13 protein-coding genes are annotated in these 17,889 nt (G+C 71.3%); 3 read left to right on the top strand and 10 right to left on the bottom strand.

Annotated features, from left to right (window positions below):
- Positions 1–83: 83 nt before the first annotated feature.
- The gene (locus tag ACGFIV_RS06370) at positions 84–545 is read right to left on the bottom strand and encodes a hydroxyisourate hydrolase (RefSeq protein WP_358551710.1); all 462 of its coding nucleotides are present in this window, start codon (positions 543–545) and stop codon (positions 84–86) included.
- 1,000 nt (positions 546–1,545) lie between these two features.
- Here ACGFIV_RS06370 and ACGFIV_RS06375 point away from each other — a divergent pair.
- Positions 1,546–4,629, top strand: coding sequence for a BTAD domain-containing putative transcriptional regulator (locus tag ACGFIV_RS06375; RefSeq protein WP_358551708.1), 3,084 nt, complete (start codon positions 1,546–1,548; stop codon positions 4,627–4,629).
- A gap of 18 nt (positions 4,630–4,647) precedes the next feature.
- Here ACGFIV_RS06375 and ACGFIV_RS06380 read toward each other — a convergent pair whose 3' ends face one another.
- The 8 genes from ACGFIV_RS06380 to ACGFIV_RS06415 form a co-directional block, all read right to left on the bottom strand.
- On the bottom strand, positions 4,648–5,670 hold the full coding sequence (locus ACGFIV_RS06380) for a LacI family DNA-binding transcriptional regulator (protein ID WP_392832546.1): 1,023 nt from the start codon (positions 5,668–5,670) through the stop codon (positions 4,648–4,650).
- A 290-nt stretch (positions 5,671–5,960) separates the two neighbouring features.
- On the bottom strand, positions 5,961–7,865 hold the full coding sequence (locus tag ACGFIV_RS06385) for a helix-turn-helix domain-containing protein (protein ID WP_358551704.1): 1,905 nt from the start codon (positions 7,863–7,865) through the stop codon (positions 5,961–5,963).
- Between the two features lie 54 nt (positions 7,866–7,919).
- Complete coding sequence (locus ACGFIV_RS06390) at positions 7,920–8,705, bottom strand: 3-hydroxybutyrate dehydrogenase (RefSeq protein WP_358551702.1); 786 nt, start codon at positions 8,703–8,705, stop codon at positions 7,920–7,922.
- Positions 8,706–8,769: 64 nt separating this feature from the next.
- A complete protein-coding gene (locus ACGFIV_RS06395) occupies positions 8,770–9,789 on the bottom strand; it encodes a branched-chain amino acid ABC transporter permease (protein ID WP_358551700.1) in 1,020 nt (339 codons plus the stop codon).
- Complete coding sequence (locus tag ACGFIV_RS06400; protein ID WP_358551698.1) at positions 9,786–10,649, bottom strand: branched-chain amino acid ABC transporter permease; 864 nt, start codon at positions 10,647–10,649, stop codon at positions 9,786–9,788. Before ACGFIV_RS06400 ends, ACGFIV_RS06395 begins: the two co-directional genes overlap by 4 nt.
- A gap of 113 nt (positions 10,650–10,762) precedes the next feature.
- Positions 10,763–12,007, bottom strand: a complete 1,245-nt coding sequence (locus ACGFIV_RS06405) for an ABC transporter substrate-binding protein (protein WP_392832552.1) — start codon at positions 12,005–12,007, stop codon at positions 10,763–10,765.
- 94 nt (positions 12,008–12,101) lie between these two features.
- Complete coding sequence (locus tag ACGFIV_RS06410; protein ID WP_358551694.1) at positions 12,102–12,866, bottom strand: ABC transporter ATP-binding protein; 765 nt, start codon at positions 12,864–12,866, stop codon at positions 12,102–12,104.
- Positions 12,853–13,611: an ABC transporter ATP-binding protein gene (locus ACGFIV_RS06415; RefSeq protein ID WP_358551692.1), complete on the bottom strand. Its 759-nt coding sequence runs from the start codon at positions 13,609–13,611 to the stop codon at positions 12,853–12,855. Before ACGFIV_RS06415 ends, ACGFIV_RS06410 begins: the two co-directional genes overlap by 14 nt.
- Positions 13,612–14,033: 422 nt before the next feature.
- Here ACGFIV_RS06415 and ACGFIV_RS06420 point away from each other — a divergent pair, with 422 nt between their 5' ends.
- Together ACGFIV_RS06420 and ACGFIV_RS06425 are read left to right on the top strand one after the other, a co-directional pair.
- Complete coding sequence (locus ACGFIV_RS06420; RefSeq protein ID WP_358551690.1) at positions 14,034–15,422, top strand: tannase/feruloyl esterase family alpha/beta hydrolase; 1,389 nt, start codon at positions 14,034–14,036, stop codon at positions 15,420–15,422.
- A gap of 153 nt (positions 15,423–15,575) precedes the next feature.
- Positions 15,576–16,352, top strand: a complete 777-nt coding sequence (locus ACGFIV_RS06425) for an alpha/beta fold hydrolase (RefSeq protein WP_392832556.1) — start codon at positions 15,576–15,578, stop codon at positions 16,350–16,352.
- A 113-nt stretch (positions 16,353–16,465) separates the two neighbouring features.
- On the opposite strand, the gene ACGFIV_RS06430 is transcribed toward ACGFIV_RS06425, so the two are convergent.
- On the bottom strand, positions 16,466–17,866 hold the full coding sequence (locus tag ACGFIV_RS06430) for a protein kinase (protein WP_358551686.1): 1,401 nt from the start codon (positions 17,864–17,866) through the stop codon (positions 16,466–16,468).
- Positions 17,867–17,889 lie beyond the last annotated feature (23 nt).

The raw sequence follows: 17,889 nt of genomic DNA on the forward strand, positions 1-17,889 counted from the left end.
CTTCTCCGCCTGGACCACCCCGGGCGCCGCGCCTCGCTCGGGACGACGGAGGCCGGGACGGGCCACAGCTCGAATACCGTCGATCACGCGATCCTGAAATGAGTGGAATACGAATACGGGGAAAGCATCACCTGAATCTGGTAGGCGTCGGTCTCATCCTGCATTCGGAAAGTCACGATTATCTCCGGATAGGCCGCACTCAGCCCCAGGCCGACGAAGTAGTAGTCGCTGTCGAACCTGATGCGATAAAGACCGCGGTCGAGTTTCTTGTCTCGCCATTCGCATATCCGGCCCTCGCTGTCGGTCTCCGCGTCGGCCAGATCCTGCCAGCCGCCGTGGGCGTCCCGCTCCAGGCGCGCACGCACGCCGGCGGCCGAGCGGCCGTAAACGCCGTCCAACGCTTGCGCAGTAATACTCATGTCAAGAACACCTATCTGCCGGCCCGCCAAGACGGACAGCTCCAAGCGCCATCGCGGCCGGCGCGCCGGTCGCCGGCGCCGTCCGCGCGACGCGCGCGCGAGCAGCCCGGCGAAGAGGTCGTCCACCCGGCCCGCCGTCCCCGGCCCGACGCGCATGCGTATCCGGGGGCAGGAAGATGCCGGTGGCACCGGCCAGTCCCGGCCTGCGCGTCAGAGTGCCGCAGGCCGCTATCGGTTCACTTTCGCCCGGCTATTCACGGCTATCACTCGACGCCGCCCCGGGACATCCCGCCGCAGGTCACACCGCTTTCGCACCCCTCCCGGCACCCCGGCGAAGACCCCCATCCGACAATCTGGGCGAAACATGAGAAATCGCCGATATGCGTCGTGACCTGGACAGATGCCAGGCGAGAAGAGATCCGATAAGAACCGAATGGTGGCGCTTTCTACGTTGACGGTGTTCCAGCCGATCGGCTGACAAACACTCCACTGCGACACCACGAAGAGGTCAGCGAAATGAGCGCTCACAACTGCCGCCGGGGCTCCCTATCCGCCTCCATCGCCGGCGCCGGAGCCTTTCCCGCAGCGGTCACGGCCCGCGCGGGGTTCCCCTCGCTCACGGCGTCCCCATCAGGCACAAAAGCGTCCCGGCCCACGCTGAGGGCCGCCGGCGGCAACACTCCCTGGGGCTGAGCCGTCCGGAGCCACGTCGCGGCTCCCGTGTCCGCATCCGGCCTCGCCGGACCACTTCTCCCACACGTCACCTGGTTTACCAGAGCCCCTGACAAGCTCCCCGAAAACTACCCTATACCGGGACATATCACAGTTCGGATCCCGACCCAGCACCCTCAGATGGTTGCACGCGCAAATAAGTATGCGGATTCAGAAATTATTCGCACACTCTCTATAGATCCGAACCTCGTATAGTAGTACGATCCAGACATAAGTGACATCGCCATATGTGACCAGCTCGCGCCCGACAGTATCTGCGCACAGTGTCACGGACGGCCAATGCCGATGTTTACTACGGGGTGGATCTCCTGGACCACGCACCTGGTACCTCTCGCATCGGAGGGTGAGCGAACTTCCGGAACGGGCCGCGAGCTTTTCATGCGAGGAGATGCAGGTGGAATTCGGGATTCTGGGAGCTCTCGAAGCGACCGAGGGCGATCGCCGGCTGGATCTCGGGGGAATCCGACAGCAGATCGTGCTCGCGGTCCTCCTGCTCGACGTGAACCGGGTCGTCACCATCGGCCGGCTCATGGAGGCCATCTACGGCGACGAGCCCCCCACCACGGCCCGCGCCCAGGTGCAGATCTGCATCTCGTCCCTCCGCCGCCTGTTCGCCGCCCACGGCAACCCGGACATCATCTCCACCCAGTCGCTCGGATACGCGATCCGGGTCGCCGCCGACCAGATCGACGCCCAGCGCTTCGAGAGCCTGACCCTGCGGGCCCGGCACGCCCGCGAGGCCCGCAACGTCAACGAGGCGATCAAGCACTACCGCGAGGCGCTGTCGCTGTGGCGCGGGCCCGCCCTCGACGGAATCGACAGCAGGCTCGTGCAGTCGGCGGCGAGCAGGCTCACCGAGAACCGCGTCACCGCCAACGAGGACTGCATCCAGCTGGAGCTGGACCTCGGCCGGCACCACGAGCTGGTCGGCGAGCTGACCGAGCTCACCGACGAGTACCCCCTGCGTGAACGGCTTCGCGGCCAGCTGATGACGGCGCTGTACCGATCGGGACGGCAGGCCGAGGCGTTGCAGGTCTACCGCAACGCCCGCCGCACGATGATCGAGGAACTGGGCATCGAGCCCAACGAGCGGCTGCAGCAGCTCGAACACGCGATCCTCACCTCCGACGAGAGCCTCGACCCGCCCGCGCCCCCGGTGCCGGAGAAGGTGGAGATCCAGCCGGCCCCGACGGTCCCCGGCATCCCGGGAATGCTGCCGACCGACATCGCCGACTTCACCGGCCGCGCCAAGCAGATCGAGGACATCCGGCAGCGGCTGATGCTCGCCACCGAGGACCGCTCGCGGTTCGCCGTGCCCATCATCGTGATCGTCGGCAAGCCCGGCGTCGGCAAGACCACCGTCGCGATCCACGCCTCCCACAGTGTGGGCGAGCGCTTTCCCTACGGCCAGCTCTTCGCCGACCTGCACGGCGCCGCGTCCCGCCCCACCAGCCCCATGCAGGTGCTGGAGCGGTTCCTGCGCGTGCTCGGCGTGTCCGGCACCGCGATACCCGACGGCCTTGAGGAACGAGCCGAGATGTACCGCGCGATGCTCGCCGACCGCAGGATGCTGATCGTCCTCGACGACGCGGGCAGCGAGAGCCAGGTGCTCCCCCTGCTCCCCGGAAACCCGTCCTCTGCGGTCATCATCACGAGCCGCAGCCGCCTCGCGGGGCTGGCGGGCGCCGTCCACGTGGACGTGGGGACCTTCGACTCCGACCAGTCGGTGAACCTGCTCTCCCGCATCGCCGGGATCGAGCGGGTGCAGTCGGAGATCGAGGCCGCCGAGGCCCTGTCCGAGCTGTGCGGCCACCTGCCGCTCGCGCTCCGCATCGCCGGGGCGCGCCTGTCGGCCCGTCCCCACTGGAGCATCGAGCAGCTCGTCAGCCGCCTGGAGGACGAGACCCGCAGGCTCGACGAGCTCAAGCACGGCGAGATGGGGATCCGCGCCAGCATCTCCCTGACCTACGACAGCGTCGGTGAGGACGCCCGGCGGCTGTTCCGCCGCCTGACGATCCTGGACGCCCAGATCTTCTCCGCCTGGGTCAGCGCGGCCCTGCTCGACCAGCCCCTGGTCACCGCGCAGGACCTGCTCGACGACCTGGCGGACGCGCAGCTCATCGAGACCACGGGCGTCGGGTACGGCGTGCACAGCCAGTACCGCTTCCACGACCTCATCCGCGTGTTCGCCCGGGAGCGCCTGGCGGCCGAGGAGACCGCCGGCGAGCGCAACGCGGCCCTGGCGCGCGTCCTCGGCGGGCTGCTGTTCCTCGCCGAGGCGGCGCACCGCCGGGAGTACGGCGGAGACTACGTCCAGATCCACAGCCAGGCCCCCAGGTGGCCGCTTCCGGCCAAGCTGGTCGACCAGTTGGTCGCCTCACCCCTCCAGTGGTACGAGCGCGAGCGCTCCATGCTCGTGTCCGGCATACGCCAGGCGGCGCAGGCCGGGTTCGTCGACCTGTGCTGGGACCTGGCGATCAGCTCGGTGACGCTCTTCGAGTCGCGCGTGTACCTCGACGACTGGCGCGAGACCCACCAGATCGCGCTGACGGCCACCCGGCAGGCGCAGGACAGGTGCGGTCAGGCGGCGATGCTCTACTCCCGGGGCTCGCTCTACATCACCGAGCAGCGGTTCGGCGACGCGCGCTGCGACTTCGAGGCGGCGGTCCAGCTGTTCGAGGAGGTCGGTGACAGCCAGGGGACGGCCCTGGTCATCCGCAACATCGGGTTCCTCGACCGGCTGAGCGGGAGGTTCGCCGACGCCGAGGCCCACTACAGGCGGGCTCTGGAGATCTTCCGCAGCAACGGGGACCAGGTCGCCTCGGCGTACGTGCTGCACAACCTGGCCCAGCTCCGCCTGGAGTTCGACGACCTGCCCGGCGCGCAGCGCCTGCTCTCAGAGGCACTGGAGCTGAGCCGCCGGAGCGGCAGCAGGAGGGTCGAGGCGCAGGTGCTGCACCGCATCGGCCACACCTACCTCCAGTCGGACCAGCCGGCGCTGGCGGTGGAGGTGTTCGAGGAGGCGCTCAACGTGGTGCGCAACATCGGCGACCCCACCGGAGAGGCGTACGCCCTGCACGGGCTCGGCGTCGCCCGGCTCCGGCGACGGGAGCTCCCCGAGGCCGAGAGCGCGCTGCAACGCTCGCTGATGCTGGCGAGCACCTCCAGCGAGCACCTCGTGGAGGCACGGGTCCAGCTCGGCCTCGGTGAGCTGGCCAAGACCCGGGACGACGCGCCCCAGGCGGTCATCCATCTGGAGCAGGCGCTCACCTTGTTCAGGCAGATGCACATGCCGCTCCAGGAGGCCAGGACGCTGATCAGGCTGGGCGACGCGCAACAGGCGGCGGGCGACGGCGAGGCGGCGCAGGACTCGCTGACCCAGGCGCTCGCGCTGACCGACAAGATGGACGCCCCGGTCGCGCAGCAGATGCGCGAGCACCTCACCCAGCGGCTCGCCGAGCAGAGCCTCAAGGACTGAGGGCCCCGCCACCGGCCCTCAGGCCGCCAGCGCCCGTACCTTGGCCGGCGCGGTGGAGCCGCGGACGACGAGCTCGGGCTCGAAGAGCAGCTCCTCGGCGGCCGGCGGAGCCCCCTCGATCTGGTTGACCAGCAGGGTCACCGCGGCGCGGCCGATCGCCTCGATGGGCTGGCGCACCGTGGTCAGCGGCGGGTTGGTGCAGTTCATGAAGGAGGAGTCGTCGAAGCCGACGACGGAGACGTCCTGCGGCACCGACAGGCCGAGGCGGCGCACCGCGCGGATCGCGCCGAGGGCCAGGGGGTCGCTCGCGCAGATGATGCCGGTGACGCCCTCGCGGACGAGCCGCGTGGCCACGGCCTGGCCGCCTTCGAGGGAGAACAGGCTGCGCTCGACGGCGCCAGGGCCGATCTCCAGCCCCGCGCGCCGCGCCGCCAGGGTGAACGCCTTGAGCTTGCGCCGCGAGGGGACGTGGTCCTCCGGGCCGAGCACCAGGCCGACGCGCTCGTGGCCGAGCGAGATCAGGTGGCTGAACGCCTGCTCCACCGCGACCGCGTCATCGGTCGACACGCGCGGGAAGTCGAGGCTGCCGGCCGCGGCGTTGACCAGGACGACGGGCAGCCCCAGCCCGAGGAGCCGGTGGTAGTGCTCGTGGGGCGCGTCGGCCTCGGCGTAGTGCCCGCCGGCGAAGACCACCCCGGAGACCTGCTGCTCCAGCAGCATCTCGACGTAGTCGGCCTCGGAGAGCCCTCCGGCCGTGCGCGTGCACAGCACGGGGGTGAAGCCGCGCTGCGCGAGGGCGCCTCCGACCACCTCCGCGAGGGCGGGGAAGATCGGGTTGCCGAGATCGGGCAGCACGAGGCCGACCAGCCGGGCGCGCTCGCCTCTCAGCTGCGTCGGCCGCTCGTATCCCAGCACGTCCAGCGCGGTCAGCACGGCCGCGCGGGTGGAGTCGGACACCCCGGGCTTGCCGTTCAGCACCCGGCTGACCGTGGCCTCGCTGACCCCGACCTTCTTAGCAACTTCCGCAAGTCGACGCGTCACGCCCGCAAGCATACGGCAAAAAGCGACGCAAGCCGCTGACACCATAGCCATCGGCTATGGGAAGGCCGGTCGCGCCCCGCTGGAGAGCCCCGGCCGGGAGATCTCCCGGCCTCCGCGCATCACCACAGCTAGAGACCGAACAAAGCTCCGCGGGAGCGGAACACCCGCCGCCATAAGGCATCCGCGCCATGCCGGACCCGTCCGGCCGGAGCAACCGGTGGATGGTTAACACTCCGGCAATATTGCGCAATCTCGTCGACTTATTGCGACAGCGATACGTGAGATGCGTCTCATTCGCTCGGGGGTTCGTGGCGGTTCAGCGGGCGCAGGCGGTTGAGGCGGAGGGCGAGGTGGATCTCCAGGGCCCGGTCCGGCGCCTGCCAGCCGTCGCCGAGGAGCCTTCCGACCCGGTCGAGGCGCTGGGTGACGGTGTTGACATGGATGTGCAGCCGCTCGGCCGTGCGCGACAGGCTGGATCCGGCGGCGAAGTAGGTGTCCAGGGTCTGGACGAGCGTGGTGCCGCGCCGCCGGTCGTAGGCGAGGACGGGCCCGAGCGCCGACTCCAGGAATCCGGCGACGTCCCGGTCCTGGCCGATGAGCAGGCCGACGAACCCCAGCTCGTCGCAGCCCGCCCCCTCCCCCGCGCGCCCGAGCGCGAGCATGGCCTCCGCGCAGCGCCGGGCCTCGCGGTAGGCGCCCGCCACGGCGGCCGGGCCCTGGACCGGGCCCGCGGCCCCCGCCGTGACCGGCGTCCCGAGGGACCCGCCGAGCTCCTTGGCGACCCGCTGGGCCGCCGCCCCCGGATTGACGCCGGGCAGCAGCAGGATGGTCTCCTCGCCCCGGGCGGCCACCAGCCCGTGCCGCGAGGCGGCGTCGGAGGAGGCCCAGAACGCCGTGCGCTGCCGGGGCCCCGGGTCCCCCGCGCGATGCCGGGCGACGACCAGGATGTGCGGGGCGTCGAGGTCGACCCCGAGCAGCCGCGCCCGGCCGTACAGGGCGTCGGAGTGGACGTCCCTGCCGGTGAGGAGGTCGTCCAGGAGCTCTCCGCGCACCCTGCCCTCGGCCGCGGCGGCGGTGCGGCGGAAGAGCAGGAGCAGTGCGGTGACCAGGGCGGCGCGCTCCAGGATCCGCTGGTCGGCGCCGGACACCTCGTCGGGGGTGCGCAGGACCAGCGTGCCGAGGATCTCGGCTCCCGAGGCCACCGAGGCCACCCACAGGTCGCCGCGCTGCACGGTGCGGCCGAGGCCCCCGGAGGCGGCGGCGGCGCCCGCCACCTCGGCCTCGTCCAGGTCGCCGACGGAGCCGACGGCCGCGAGCCTGCGCCCGTCCGCGTCGAGCACCATGAGCGCGCCGCCGAGGATGTCGGTGACGACGGCCGCGACGTCCTCCACCCCGCCGCCCCGGACGACCAGGCCGGTCATGCGGTCGTGGGCCTGCGCCGCCCGCTCCACGGCCGCGCTGCGCGCCTGGATGAGCCGGTTGGCCGCGCTGAGCTCGCCGAGCGCCGTACGCGTCTCCTCCAGCAGGCGGGCGTTGTCCAGGGCGACGGCGGCGTGCGCGGCGAGCGAGGCCAGCAGCGCCACCTCCTCCTGCGCGAAGGGACGGGCGCTGCGGTTGGCGGCGAACAGCACGCCGATGATCTGGGCGCCCAGCCGCATCGGCACCCCGAGGATGGCGACCAGCGCCTCCTCCTTGACGGCGACGTCGATGTGGGTGCGGTGGCGAAACCGCTCGTCGGCGAAGTAGTCCGGGCTGGTGTAGGGCGTGCCGGTCTGGGCGACCAGGCCGCCGAGCCCTGCGCCCATCGGCAGCCGCAGGGCGCGGAAGGCCGCCGACACCGAGCCGTCGGTGACCCTCATGTAGGTGTCGCCGCGGTCGGCGTCGTGCAGCGTCATGTAGGAGATGTCCGCGTGCAGCAGCCTGCGGGCCCGCCGGACGATGGCTTCCAGCACGGCGCCCACGTCACGGAGCCCGGCCAGGTCGCCGGCGGTCTCGAACAGCGCCGACAGCTCGGCCTCGCGGCGGGCGCGGTGCTCCAGCAGGGCGCGCACGCGCAGGGCGGCGAGCTTGGCACGGTCGAGCTCGGCGAGAACCTCGGGGGCGGCTCCGGCGGCGCGGGCTTCGACCAGTGGGGCCTCGAACTCGACCGGCGGAGCCTCCCGGGCGAGCAGTTCGAGAAAGACGGTGCAGCTCATGGGGTTCATTGTCCCCTTGATCACGGTTTATCCCCCGATGCGCTATGGGCGGCGCTAGCGCGCGGTCCATCCGCCGTCGATGGTGAGCGACGCTCCGGTGATCATGGATGCCTGCGGCGAGCAGAGGTAGGCGACGCTCTCGGCGACCTCCTCCGGCTCGATCAGCCGGCGGATCGCGGCAGGGGCCAGCATGATCTGCTCCACGACCTGGTCGGGGTCGAGGTCGTGGACACGGGCCTGGTCGGCGATCTGCTCCTCGACCAGCGGCGTGCGCACGTAGGCGGGGTTCACGCAGTTGGAGGTGACCCCGTGCGGAGCCCCCTCCAGGGCTATCACCTTGGACAGCCCTTCCAGGGCGTGCTTGGCCGTGACGTAGGCGACCTTGTACGGCGAGGCGCGCAGCCCGTGCACCGAAGAGATGTTGATCACCCGGCCCCAGCCGCGCTCGTACATCCCCGGCAGGGTCCGCCTGGCCAGCCGGAACGGCGTCTCGACCATGATCTTGAGGATCGCGGAGAAGATCTCCGGCGGGAACTCGGTGATCGGGGCGACGTGCTGGAAGCCGGCGTTGTTGACCAGGATGTCCACGCCCCCGCAGTCGAGCGCGTCGACGGCCGCCAGGTCCGTCAGGTCGGCGGCCAGCGCCAGCCCGCCGATCTCTTCGGCGGCCTCGCGCGCCACCTCCTCGCGGACGTCGAGGATCACCACCTCCGCGCCCGCGCCGGCCAGCCGCCGGGCGCAGGCCCGGCCGATGCCGCTCGCTCCGCCCGTCACCAATGCACGCCGGCCGGTCAGATCCACCTCGGCCACCTTCCCGGCGGTCACGCTCGTTGAAACCACAGCAGTTGCTCCTAGAAGTACGGTAATGCGACGAGCTATTCGAACAGCGATAGGGGGTCAGGGCTTACACCGGCGAGCCGACGCCCTGACTGGGGGCGGGCGCCCCGTTCGGAGCGCCCGCGGAGCCGGGCTCCCCGGGCCGGCGGCCACCGGAGCGCGCCTCCAGCAGGTGGCGTGCCGTTCCCCAGATGCCCCGCCGGAACACCAGCACCACGACCACGAAGATCGTGCCCGTGACGATGCCGATGCCCTCGAACCCGGCGGTCACCAGGTAGTCGTTCAGCTCGACGACCAGGGCCGCGCCGATGACGCCGCCCCACAGCGTGCCGATGCCGCCGAGGACGACCATCATCACGGCCTGCCCGGACGTGGTCCAGTACACGCTCTCCAGCGAGGCGAAGCCGTGGCCGATGGCGAAGAGCCCCCCGGCCAGCCCGGACAGCCCGGCCGACAGGACGAAGGCCAGGAGCTTGTAGCGCTGGACCGGGTAGCCGAGGGCCCGCGCGCGGGCCGGGTTGTCCCTGATCGAGACCAGGACCCTGCCGAACGGCGATCGGACGACGCGCCACACCGAGACGAACCCGATGAGGACCAGGGGCAGCCCGGCGTAGTAGAAGACGAACGAGTCCGACAGGTCCAGGCCGAGCAGTTCGCGCGGGACGCCCTGCAGGCCGTTCTCGCCGCCCGTCAGGTCGCGCCACTGGTTGACCACGAAGTAGACCATCTGCGCGAAGGCCAGGGTGACCATCGCGAAGTAGATGCCGCGCAGACGTACGGACAGGTAGCCGATGGGCACCGCGAGCACGGCCGCGAACGCCGCGCCGCCGAGCACGGCGACCGGGAAGGGCAGCCCGCTGTGCAGCGCGATGAGGCCGGAGACGTACGCGGCGCCGCCCCAGAACGCTGCGTGCCCGAAGGACAGCAGCCCGGTGAAGCCGAGCAGCAGGTCGAGCGCGGCGGCGAACAGCGCCCAGCAGGCGATGTCCAGCGCCACCGGAGGATAGACCATCCAAGGCAGGACCAGGGCGAGGAACAGCCCGGCGACGAGCAGGATCGGCCTCGCGGCCAGCCGGGAAAGGATCACGACAGCGCCTCCTCGCGCCCGAACAGGCCGGCGGGCCGCCAGAGCAGCACGACGGCCATCAGGATGAACACCAGCGTCTGGGACAGGGCGGGTATGTAAAGGTTGCCGAGCGCGGAGATCAGCCCGATCGCGAAACCGGCCGCCACCGAGCCGAAGATCGACCCGAGCCCGCCGATGACCACGACCGCGAAGACCGTGATGATCAGGTCGCCTCCCATGAGCGGGTTGACCGCGCGCATCGGGGCGGCGAGCACTCCGGCGAGCCCGGCCAGCGCGATGCCGAACCCGAAGACCGGGGTGACCCAGCGTCCGACGTCGATGCCGAGGGCCCGCGTCAGCTCGGGCCGCTCGGTCGCGGCGCGCACGATCATGCCCACGCGGGTGCGGGTCAGGACCACCCAGACCGCGGCGCAGACGACGACCGAGACGGCCAGCACGAACACCTGGTAGGCCGGGTAGCCGAACAACCCCAGGTCGACGGTGCCCGACAGCAGCTCGGGGCGGGGGTAGGGCTGCGACTGCACGCCGTACTCCCGCTTGACGAGGTCCTGCAGGACCAGCGCCAGGCCGAAGGTGAACAGGAAGTTGTACAGCGGGTCCAGCGGCGCCAGCCGCCGGATGAACAGCCGCTCCAGCACGATGCCCGCCAGGCCGAGCACGATGGGGACCGCTACCAGCGCGACCCAGAAGTTCACGCCGAACGAGTCCAGCAGCACGTAGGAGCCGAACGCGCCGAGCATGTAGAAGGCACCGTGGGCGAAGTTGACGACGCCCAGCATGCCGAAGATGACGGCGAGGCCGAGGGCGAGCAGGGCGTAGAAGGCGCCACCCACCAGGCCGTTGAACGCCTGTTGAAGCACGGTGACCTCCAAGGGGACGGGCGGGGGCGGGCGGCCCCGCCGTGGGGCGTGCGGCCGGAGTACCCCGGCCGGGGCTCGGAACCCGGGCGCGGGGTGGCCGCGCCCGGACGGGCTCAGAGCTTGCAGGCGGGGTCGGCGGGCTGGAAGGCCTGGTCGGCGGGGATGGTGCTGAGGATCTTCTCGTAGTCCCAGGGCTCCTTGACCTCGCTCGACGGCTTCACCTGGGCGAGCGAGACGTCGTGCAGGAGCAGGTGGTCCTGGGCCCTGATCGTGGCGTTCCGGGCGAAGACGTCCTGGAACTTGAAGCCTTCCAGCTCCTTGACCACCGCGTCCGAACCGTCGGTCCCGGCGCGCTGCACGGCCTCCAGGTACTGCGTGGCGGCGGAGTAGTTCGCGGCGTTGGGGAAGCTCGGCCGCTTGTTGACCTTGGCCTGGAACTTGTCGGCCCAGGCACGGTTCTCGGGGGTGGTGTTCCAGTACCACGCGTCGGTGAACTTGGTGCCGGCGAGCGCGTCAGGGCCGAGCGAGTGGATGTCGGTGATGAACATGAGCCCGACCGCCAGGCCGATGCCCTTGTCGCGCAGCTTGTACTCGTTGTACTGCTTCACCAGGTTGACCAGGTCACCGCCGGCCTGCATGGTGCCGAGCACCTCGGGCTTCGGGCTGAGACCCGGCGCCTTCAGCAGGAACGTGGAGAAGTTGTCGTTCGGGAACGGCGCGGGGTCGCTCTGGATGACCGTGCCCCCGGCGCCCTTCACGGCCGCGGTGAAGTTCTTCTGCATGTCCTGCCCGAAGGCGTAGTCCGGGTAGACGATGTACCAGTTCTTCGACCCGTCCTTGGTGACCGTTTCGCCGGTGCCGTGGGCCAGCATGTAGGTGTTGTACCCGTAGTGGAACGTGTACTTGTTGCACTGGGCGCCTTCGAGCTCGGTGGTGGCGGCGCCGATGTCCATGAAGATCTTCTTCTTGCCCTTGGCGACCCCCGCCACCGCGAGCGCCGCCGCCGACGAGGGCACGTCGAGGATGACGTCGGCGTGCTGGCGGTCGTAGAGCTCCTGCGCCTTGGAGTTGGCGACCTCCGGCTTGTTCTGGTGGTCGGCGGACAGGACCTCGATGTCCTTCGCGACCGCCTTGTCGCCGTACTTCGCCCTGTAGTCGGCGACGGCCATGTTGACGGCCTCGACGCTGCTCTTGCCCGACAGGTCGGCGTAGATCGCCGACTGGTCGTTGAGCACGGCGAGCACCACCTTGCCGTCGCTGATCTTGTCCCCGCTCCCCCCGCTGCCGGGTCCGCCGGCGCAACCGGCGATCGTGGCTCCCGCCGCCACCACGGCGGCCGCTCGGCCCAGAGCTCTCATGTAGGTCTCCTGTCGGTTCTTCGGGTGGGTTCCGGGACGGCCGATCCGGGATGTTCCGGATCAGGTCCGGGGCCGCCGATCCAGTGGGTGCGGATCAGATGCCGAGGTAGTCGAGGAGCTCGTGCTCCCGGGCCCGCATCTCGTCGTTGTCCAGGGACTCGACGATCCGGCCCTCGGCGAGCAGGTAGTGCCGGTCGGCGACCGTCGCGGCGAAGTGCACGTTCTGCTCGATCAGCAGGACGGTCGTGCCCTGCCGCTTCACTTCGCGCAGGATCTCGCCGATCTGCTGGACGATCAGCGGGGACAGTCCCTCGGTCGGCTCGTCGCAGAGCAGCAGCCGCGCGCCCATCCGCAGCACGCGGGCGAGGGCCAGCATCTGCTGCTCGCCGCCGGAGAGCTTGGTGCCGGGGAAGGAACGCCGCTCCCGCAGCCGGGGGAAGGTCTCGTACACCCGCGCCAGCGGCCAGGGGTCCGGGCCGACGGCGGGCGGCAGCGTCAGGTTCTCCTCCACCGTGAGCGTGGAGTAGACCCCGCGGTCGTCGGGCACGTACCCGAGGCCCCGCCGCGCCCGCCGGTCCGCGGGGAGCCGGGTGATGTCCGTCCCGAGGAAGGCGATGTCCCCCGCGTAACGGCCCTGCAGGCCCATCAGGCAGCGCAGCAGTGTCGTCTTGCCGGCGCCGTTGCGGCCGACCAGCGTGACGATCTCGCCCTTCCCCACCTCGATCGACACCTCCCGCAGCACCTGCGCCTCGCCGTACCAGGCGGACAGGCCGCCGACGCGGAGGATCGGGCCGGCGTGGGTCCCGCTCTCGGGGCCGGTTTCGGGGCTGATTTCGGGGCCGGTGTCAGTGCTCGGCATTGGCGTCTCCCAGGTAGGCGCTGATGACGCGGGGGTCATGCCGGATCTCGGCGTACGGGCCCTCGACCAGCACGCGGCCGCTCTGCAGGACCGTCACCCGGTCGGCCAGGCTGGACACGACGCTCATGTTGTGCTCGACCATCACGACCGTGCGCCCGTCGCGGACCTTCCTGACCAGCTCCACCGTGCGGTCGACGTCCTCGACGCCCATGCCGGCCGTCGGCTCGTCCAGCAGGAGCACCTTCGGGTCCAGCGCGAGCGCGAGGGCCAGCTCCAGGGCGCGCTTGTGGCCGTAGGCGAGCGTGCCCGCCGGGATCTCGGCGTGCCCGGCCAGCCCGACCTGGTCCAGCAGCTCCAGCGCCCGGCCGCGGAACCGGTCGAGCAGCCGGTGCGACCGCCAGAACCGCCAGGTGATCCCGGTGGCGCCCGCCAGCGCCAGCTCGACGTGCTCGCGCGGGGTCATCTGCGGGAACAGGCTGGTGATCTGGAAGGACCTCGCGACCCCGAGTCGGGCGACCTGCTCCGGGCGCCTGCCGGTCAGGTCGCGCTCGCCGAGCAGGATGCGGCCCGCGCTCGGCTTCAGGAAGCCGGTCAGCAGGTTGAACAGCGTGGTCTTGCCGGCGCCGTTGGGCCCGACCAGCGCGTGCACGCTGCCCTCCGCGATGTCCAGGTCCACCCCGTCGACGGCGCGGAAGCCCCGGAACTCCTTCGCCAGGCCCTTCGCCCGCAGGACGGGACCGTCCATATGGCCTCCTCGTGGCTCATCCCGGCGTCGTCCGATGGTTTCGTCCAGGTCACCTTGGCGTTAACGGACGAAGTCGCTGTGACGCGGACACTAAGCGAGCCCGGGAAGGGGTTCCATGTGGCAGGGGCACATATTGCGCGGCCGGAAGGCGGCGGCGGCCCACACTCTCCGTGGGTCCCCGGGCCGCGACGCTGGTGGGACCGTCTTTTCGTCGCCCGGCCATATGGCGCAGGCCCACCGGCGCGCGCCTCCGGGATGGTCGCCGCGCCCCCTGTGGAGCTTCGTCGGCCGGGCACATGGGCGCGCCCGACATATCGGAGGGGTGAATTGTGGAGGTCGCGTACGTGGCCTGGCTCACAGTGGATGACCACCATTGCGGTCACTCGATCAACAGCATGTCGCACGCCATCTGAGGAGTCCCCATGCGATCCACCCGACGCCGGCGTGGCCGGCTACTGGGCCTGGCAACGGCCGCCGTGATCGGCGCCTCCCTGATCGGGCCGGTGTCCGCCGCAGACGCCGCCGCTCGCTGCGCGGGCGTCGAGCGCGTCAGGGTGCCGGGAGCGGAGAAGCAGATCTCCGCGTGCCTGGACGACCTGACCACCGCGGGCACGGTCGCGTCCGGGCACTCGATCGCCGCCGAGTGGGCCGGGCTCGCCCCCGCGGGCGCCACCAACCCGACCGGCGTGCCGGGCGCCCAGATCGACGGCTACTTCCCCGACACCTCGACGTTCAACACCGACCACGGCTGGAACCACGACAGCCAGTTCGTGATCCGGCTGCCCGAGCGCTGGAACGGCGGCCTGGTGGTCGCGGGCACGCCCGGCAACCGGCGGCAGTACGCCAACGACTTCGCGATCTCCGACTGGGTGCTCGCCCAGGGGTACGCGTACGCCGCGACCGACAAGGGCAACAGCGGCGTGACGTTCTACCAGGACGGCGTGAAGCCCGGGGACGCCCTGGTGGAGTGGAACGACCGCGTCACCCAGCTCACCCGCGCCGCCAAGGCGGTCGTGGCGCAGCGATACGGCCGGGCGCCCCGCCGGACGTACGCGGCCGGGATCTCCAACGGCGGCTACCTCGTGCGCTGGCAACTGGAGAACCACCCCGAGCTGTACAGCGGCGGAGTCGACTGGGAGGGCGCCCTCTGGCGGGAGAACGGGCCGAACCTGATGACCTCCCTGCCCGCCGCGCTCCGGGCCTACCCCGCGTACGCCGCGACCGGCGACCCCGCCGCCCACGACGCGATGATCGCCGCGGGCTTCGCCCCCGGCTCGGAGCCGCTCTGGGACTACCACTACAAGGTCTACTGGGACCTCACGCAGCGGCTCTACCGTGAGGAACTGGACCCCACCTACGACGGCGCCACCGAGGCGGGCACGCCGTACTGCGCCTCGGGGACGCCGGGGTGCGACACCGACTACGACTACGCCGCCCGGCCCCGTGCCGTGAAGAAGGCCGTCGGGCGCATCGCCCTCACCGGGCGCATCGGGCGGCCCCTCATCACCCTGCACGGCACGCTGGACACGCTGCTGCCCATCGGCGAGGACTCCGACGTCTACGAGAAGCTGATCAGGTCGAAGGGACGCGACCCGCTTCACCGCTACTACCGGGTCGAGGGCGGCAACCACGTCGACGGACTCTACGACGCCTTCCCCGGCCTGCTGCGCCCGATCCTGCCGTGCTTCCGCAGCGCCTTCACCGCCCTTGAGGGCTGGACCACGCGCGGCGACGCGCCACCCGCCGACGCGACCCTCCCCCGCCCCGCCTCCGGTGACCTGGCCAACACCTGCTCGCTCCCCGCGAGGTGAGCGTCGTCCCTGGTGAAGCACCGAGCGGATAGGCTCACCGCTGTGATGGGCAGGCCGAGCCGAGACGCCCGATCGGGAGAGCGACCGGATCCTCCCGGCGGACCTGTCCGCCGGTGGGACGGGCCCACGCGTTCACGAATGGAAGTGATCCCCATGAACAAGGTGCGTTCGAGCGACGGCACCCCTATCGCGTACGACCGGGTGGGCGAGGGGCCGCCGCTCATCATGGTGGTCGGCGCGTTCAACGAGCGGTCGGCGGGCACGCCGCTGGCCGAGGCCCTCGCACCCGGCTTCACCGTCTTCACCTACGACCGCCGTGGCCGGGGCGACAGCGGGGACACCTCGCCGTACGCGGTCGACCGCGAGATCGACGACCTGGACGCCCTCATCGCCGAAGCGGGCGGATCGGCGGCGGTGTTCGGGTACTCCTCCGGCGCCGTCCTGGCCATGAGAGCGGCGGCCCGTGGGCTCGCGATCACAAGGCTGGCGCTGTACGAGCCGCCGTTCACCGCCGGGAGCGCGCCCGCGCCCACCGAGGACGCCGCGGCGCGCCTGTCCGAGCTGGTGTCGGCCGGGCGCCGCGGCGACGCGGTCGAGTACTTCCAGGCGAAGGTGGTCGGGATTCCCGCCGAGGTCGTGGTCCAGTTGCGCGACGCGCCCTTCCGCGCCGCGCTGGAGAAGATGGCGCACACCCTCGTCTACGAGGTGACCATCACCGGTGACGGGTCGATCCCGGCCGAACTGGCCGCCGCGGTCACCGTGCCCACGCTCGTCATCGCCGGCGAGGAGAGCCCCGAGGGGATGCGCGAGGCCGCGCGGACGGTCGCGAAGGCCCTCCCCCACGCCCGGCTCGTCTCCCTGCCGGGCCAGACCCACCACATAGTCCCCGCCGTCGTCGCCCCCGTCGTCAAGGACTTCCTCACCACCTGACTCGCCCTGGCCGCCTCGAACACCACCACCCACGCCTCGCCGATCGACCACGCCATGCCGACCGGCGATCATCTGGGCGGCCGGCTCGGGCGCCGGCGGGCGCCCGGGCGAGATCAGTTGCCCTTGCCGTTCCCGGCGGACGTGACCTTCTTCGGCTTCTTCTTCTTGTTCTTGGTCCAGCCGTAGTGGTTCCCGTTCGAGCCGTTGCCGTTGCCGTTGCCGTTGCCGTTGCTCTGGCCGGAGCCTGTGGGTGACGTGACCGGTGCCTTGGAAGGCGGAGCCCCTGTGGACGGCTCGCGCGTCTCCCTGCCGGCGACCGGCACCGTCGTGGGCTGAGTCGTGGGTTGATCGGTCACAACCGGACGCGCGCTGGGCCCGGGGGTGACGGTGCGGATCGCCGACACCGTCACGGTGGGGGTGCCGACGCCGGGAGCGGCCAGCCCGGGAGCCAGCCCGGGAGCCGGCCCGGACGCCGTCGCATACGCCACCCCGCCCACCGCCAGGCCCACGAACACGGCCAGGGCCGCGCTCCTGACCACGAGGTCCCGCCGCCCGCCACCCGCCACAGCCGGTGGTACGGAACGCCCCCACGCCGTCCATACCGGTGGCGTGGAAGAGCCCCCTGCCGCAGGTCCTACCGGTGGTGTGGACGGGCCCCTGGCCGCCGTCCGTACAGGCTCGGGTGCCTGCCCGCTCGCGACCGCCCGCAGCCCCCGCTCCGCCTCGGCGGCGGTCATCCGCTCGGCCGGGTCCTTGACCAGCAGCCCCTCGATCACCGGGGCCAGCGCGCCGGCCAGGGAGAACGGCGCCGGATCGCGACACATGATGGCGGCGAGCGTGGCCAGGGCGTGACCCCGGTGGAACGGCGACCTGCCCTCCACCACCAGGAACAACGTCACGCCGAGCGACCACAGATCCGAGGCCGGCTCCGCCTGGCCGCCCGCCGCCCGCTCGGGGGCGATGAACGCGGGCGTGCCCATGAGCACGCCCGTCCGGGTCATCGGGGAGTCGTCCTCCAGCGTCGCGATGCCGAAATCGGTGAGCACGGCGTCACCGTCGCTGGTCACGAGCACGTTGTCCGGCTTGACGTCCCGATGGAGCACGCCCGCCGCGTGAGCGGCGCCCAGTGCCGCCAGCACCTGCACGCCGATCCCGGCGACCCGCCGGGGCGGCAGCGGACCCTCCTCGGCGACGATGGACGCGAGCGTCCGGGAGGGCACCAGTTGCATGACGATCCAGGGGTGCCCGGCCTCCTCGAACACGTCGTACACCGCCGCCACACCGGGATGGCTCAGCCGCCCCGCGGCCCTGGCCTCACGGAACGTGCGCGTGGTGAAGATCTCGCGCTCCTCGGCGGTGAGCCCGCTGATGCAGTGCAGCTCCTTGACGGCGACCCCCCGCCCGAGGAGCTCGTCGAAGGCCCGCCAGACGATCCCCATGCCGCCGCGCCCCAGCGGCTCCTCAAGCCGGTAGCGCCCTGCCACCAATCGTCCCGGCTTCTCCGAATCGGCCATGATCGGGACCGTACCCTGGCTTT

Origin of the sequence: Sphaerisporangium sp. NPDC049003, assembly GCF_043197795.1 — a bacterium.
GTDB lineage: Bacteria > Actinomycetota > Actinomycetes > Streptosporangiales > Streptosporangiaceae > Sphaerisporangium.

Bases quoted from the DNA above. Each gene is read 5' to 3' on its own strand.
- ACGFIV_RS06420 (WP_358551690.1), top strand. From the start codon at position 14,034: ATGCGATCCACCCGACGCCGGCGTGGCCGGCTACTGGGCCTGGCAACG.
- ACGFIV_RS06405 (WP_392832552.1), bottom strand. From the start codon at position 12,007: ATGAGAGCTCTGGGCCGAGCGGCCGCCGTGGTGGCGGCGGGAGCCACG.
- ACGFIV_RS06430 (WP_358551686.1), bottom strand. From the start codon at position 17,866: ATGGCCGATTCGGAGAAGCCGGGACGATTGGTGGCAGGGCGCTACCGG.
- ACGFIV_RS06425 (WP_392832556.1), top strand. From the start codon at position 15,576: ATGAACAAGGTGCGTTCGAGCGACGGCACCCCTATCGCGTACGACCGG.
- ACGFIV_RS06385 (WP_358551704.1), bottom strand. From the start codon at position 7,865: ATGAGCTGCACCGTCTTTCTCGAACTGCTCGCCCGGGAGGCTCCGCCG.
- ACGFIV_RS06410 (WP_358551694.1), bottom strand. From the start codon at position 12,866: ATGCCGAGCACTGACACCGGCCCCGAAATCAGCCCCGAAACCGGCCCC.
- ACGFIV_RS06415 (WP_358551692.1), bottom strand. From the start codon at position 13,611: ATGGACGGTCCCGTCCTGCGGGCGAAGGGCCTGGCGAAGGAGTTCCGG.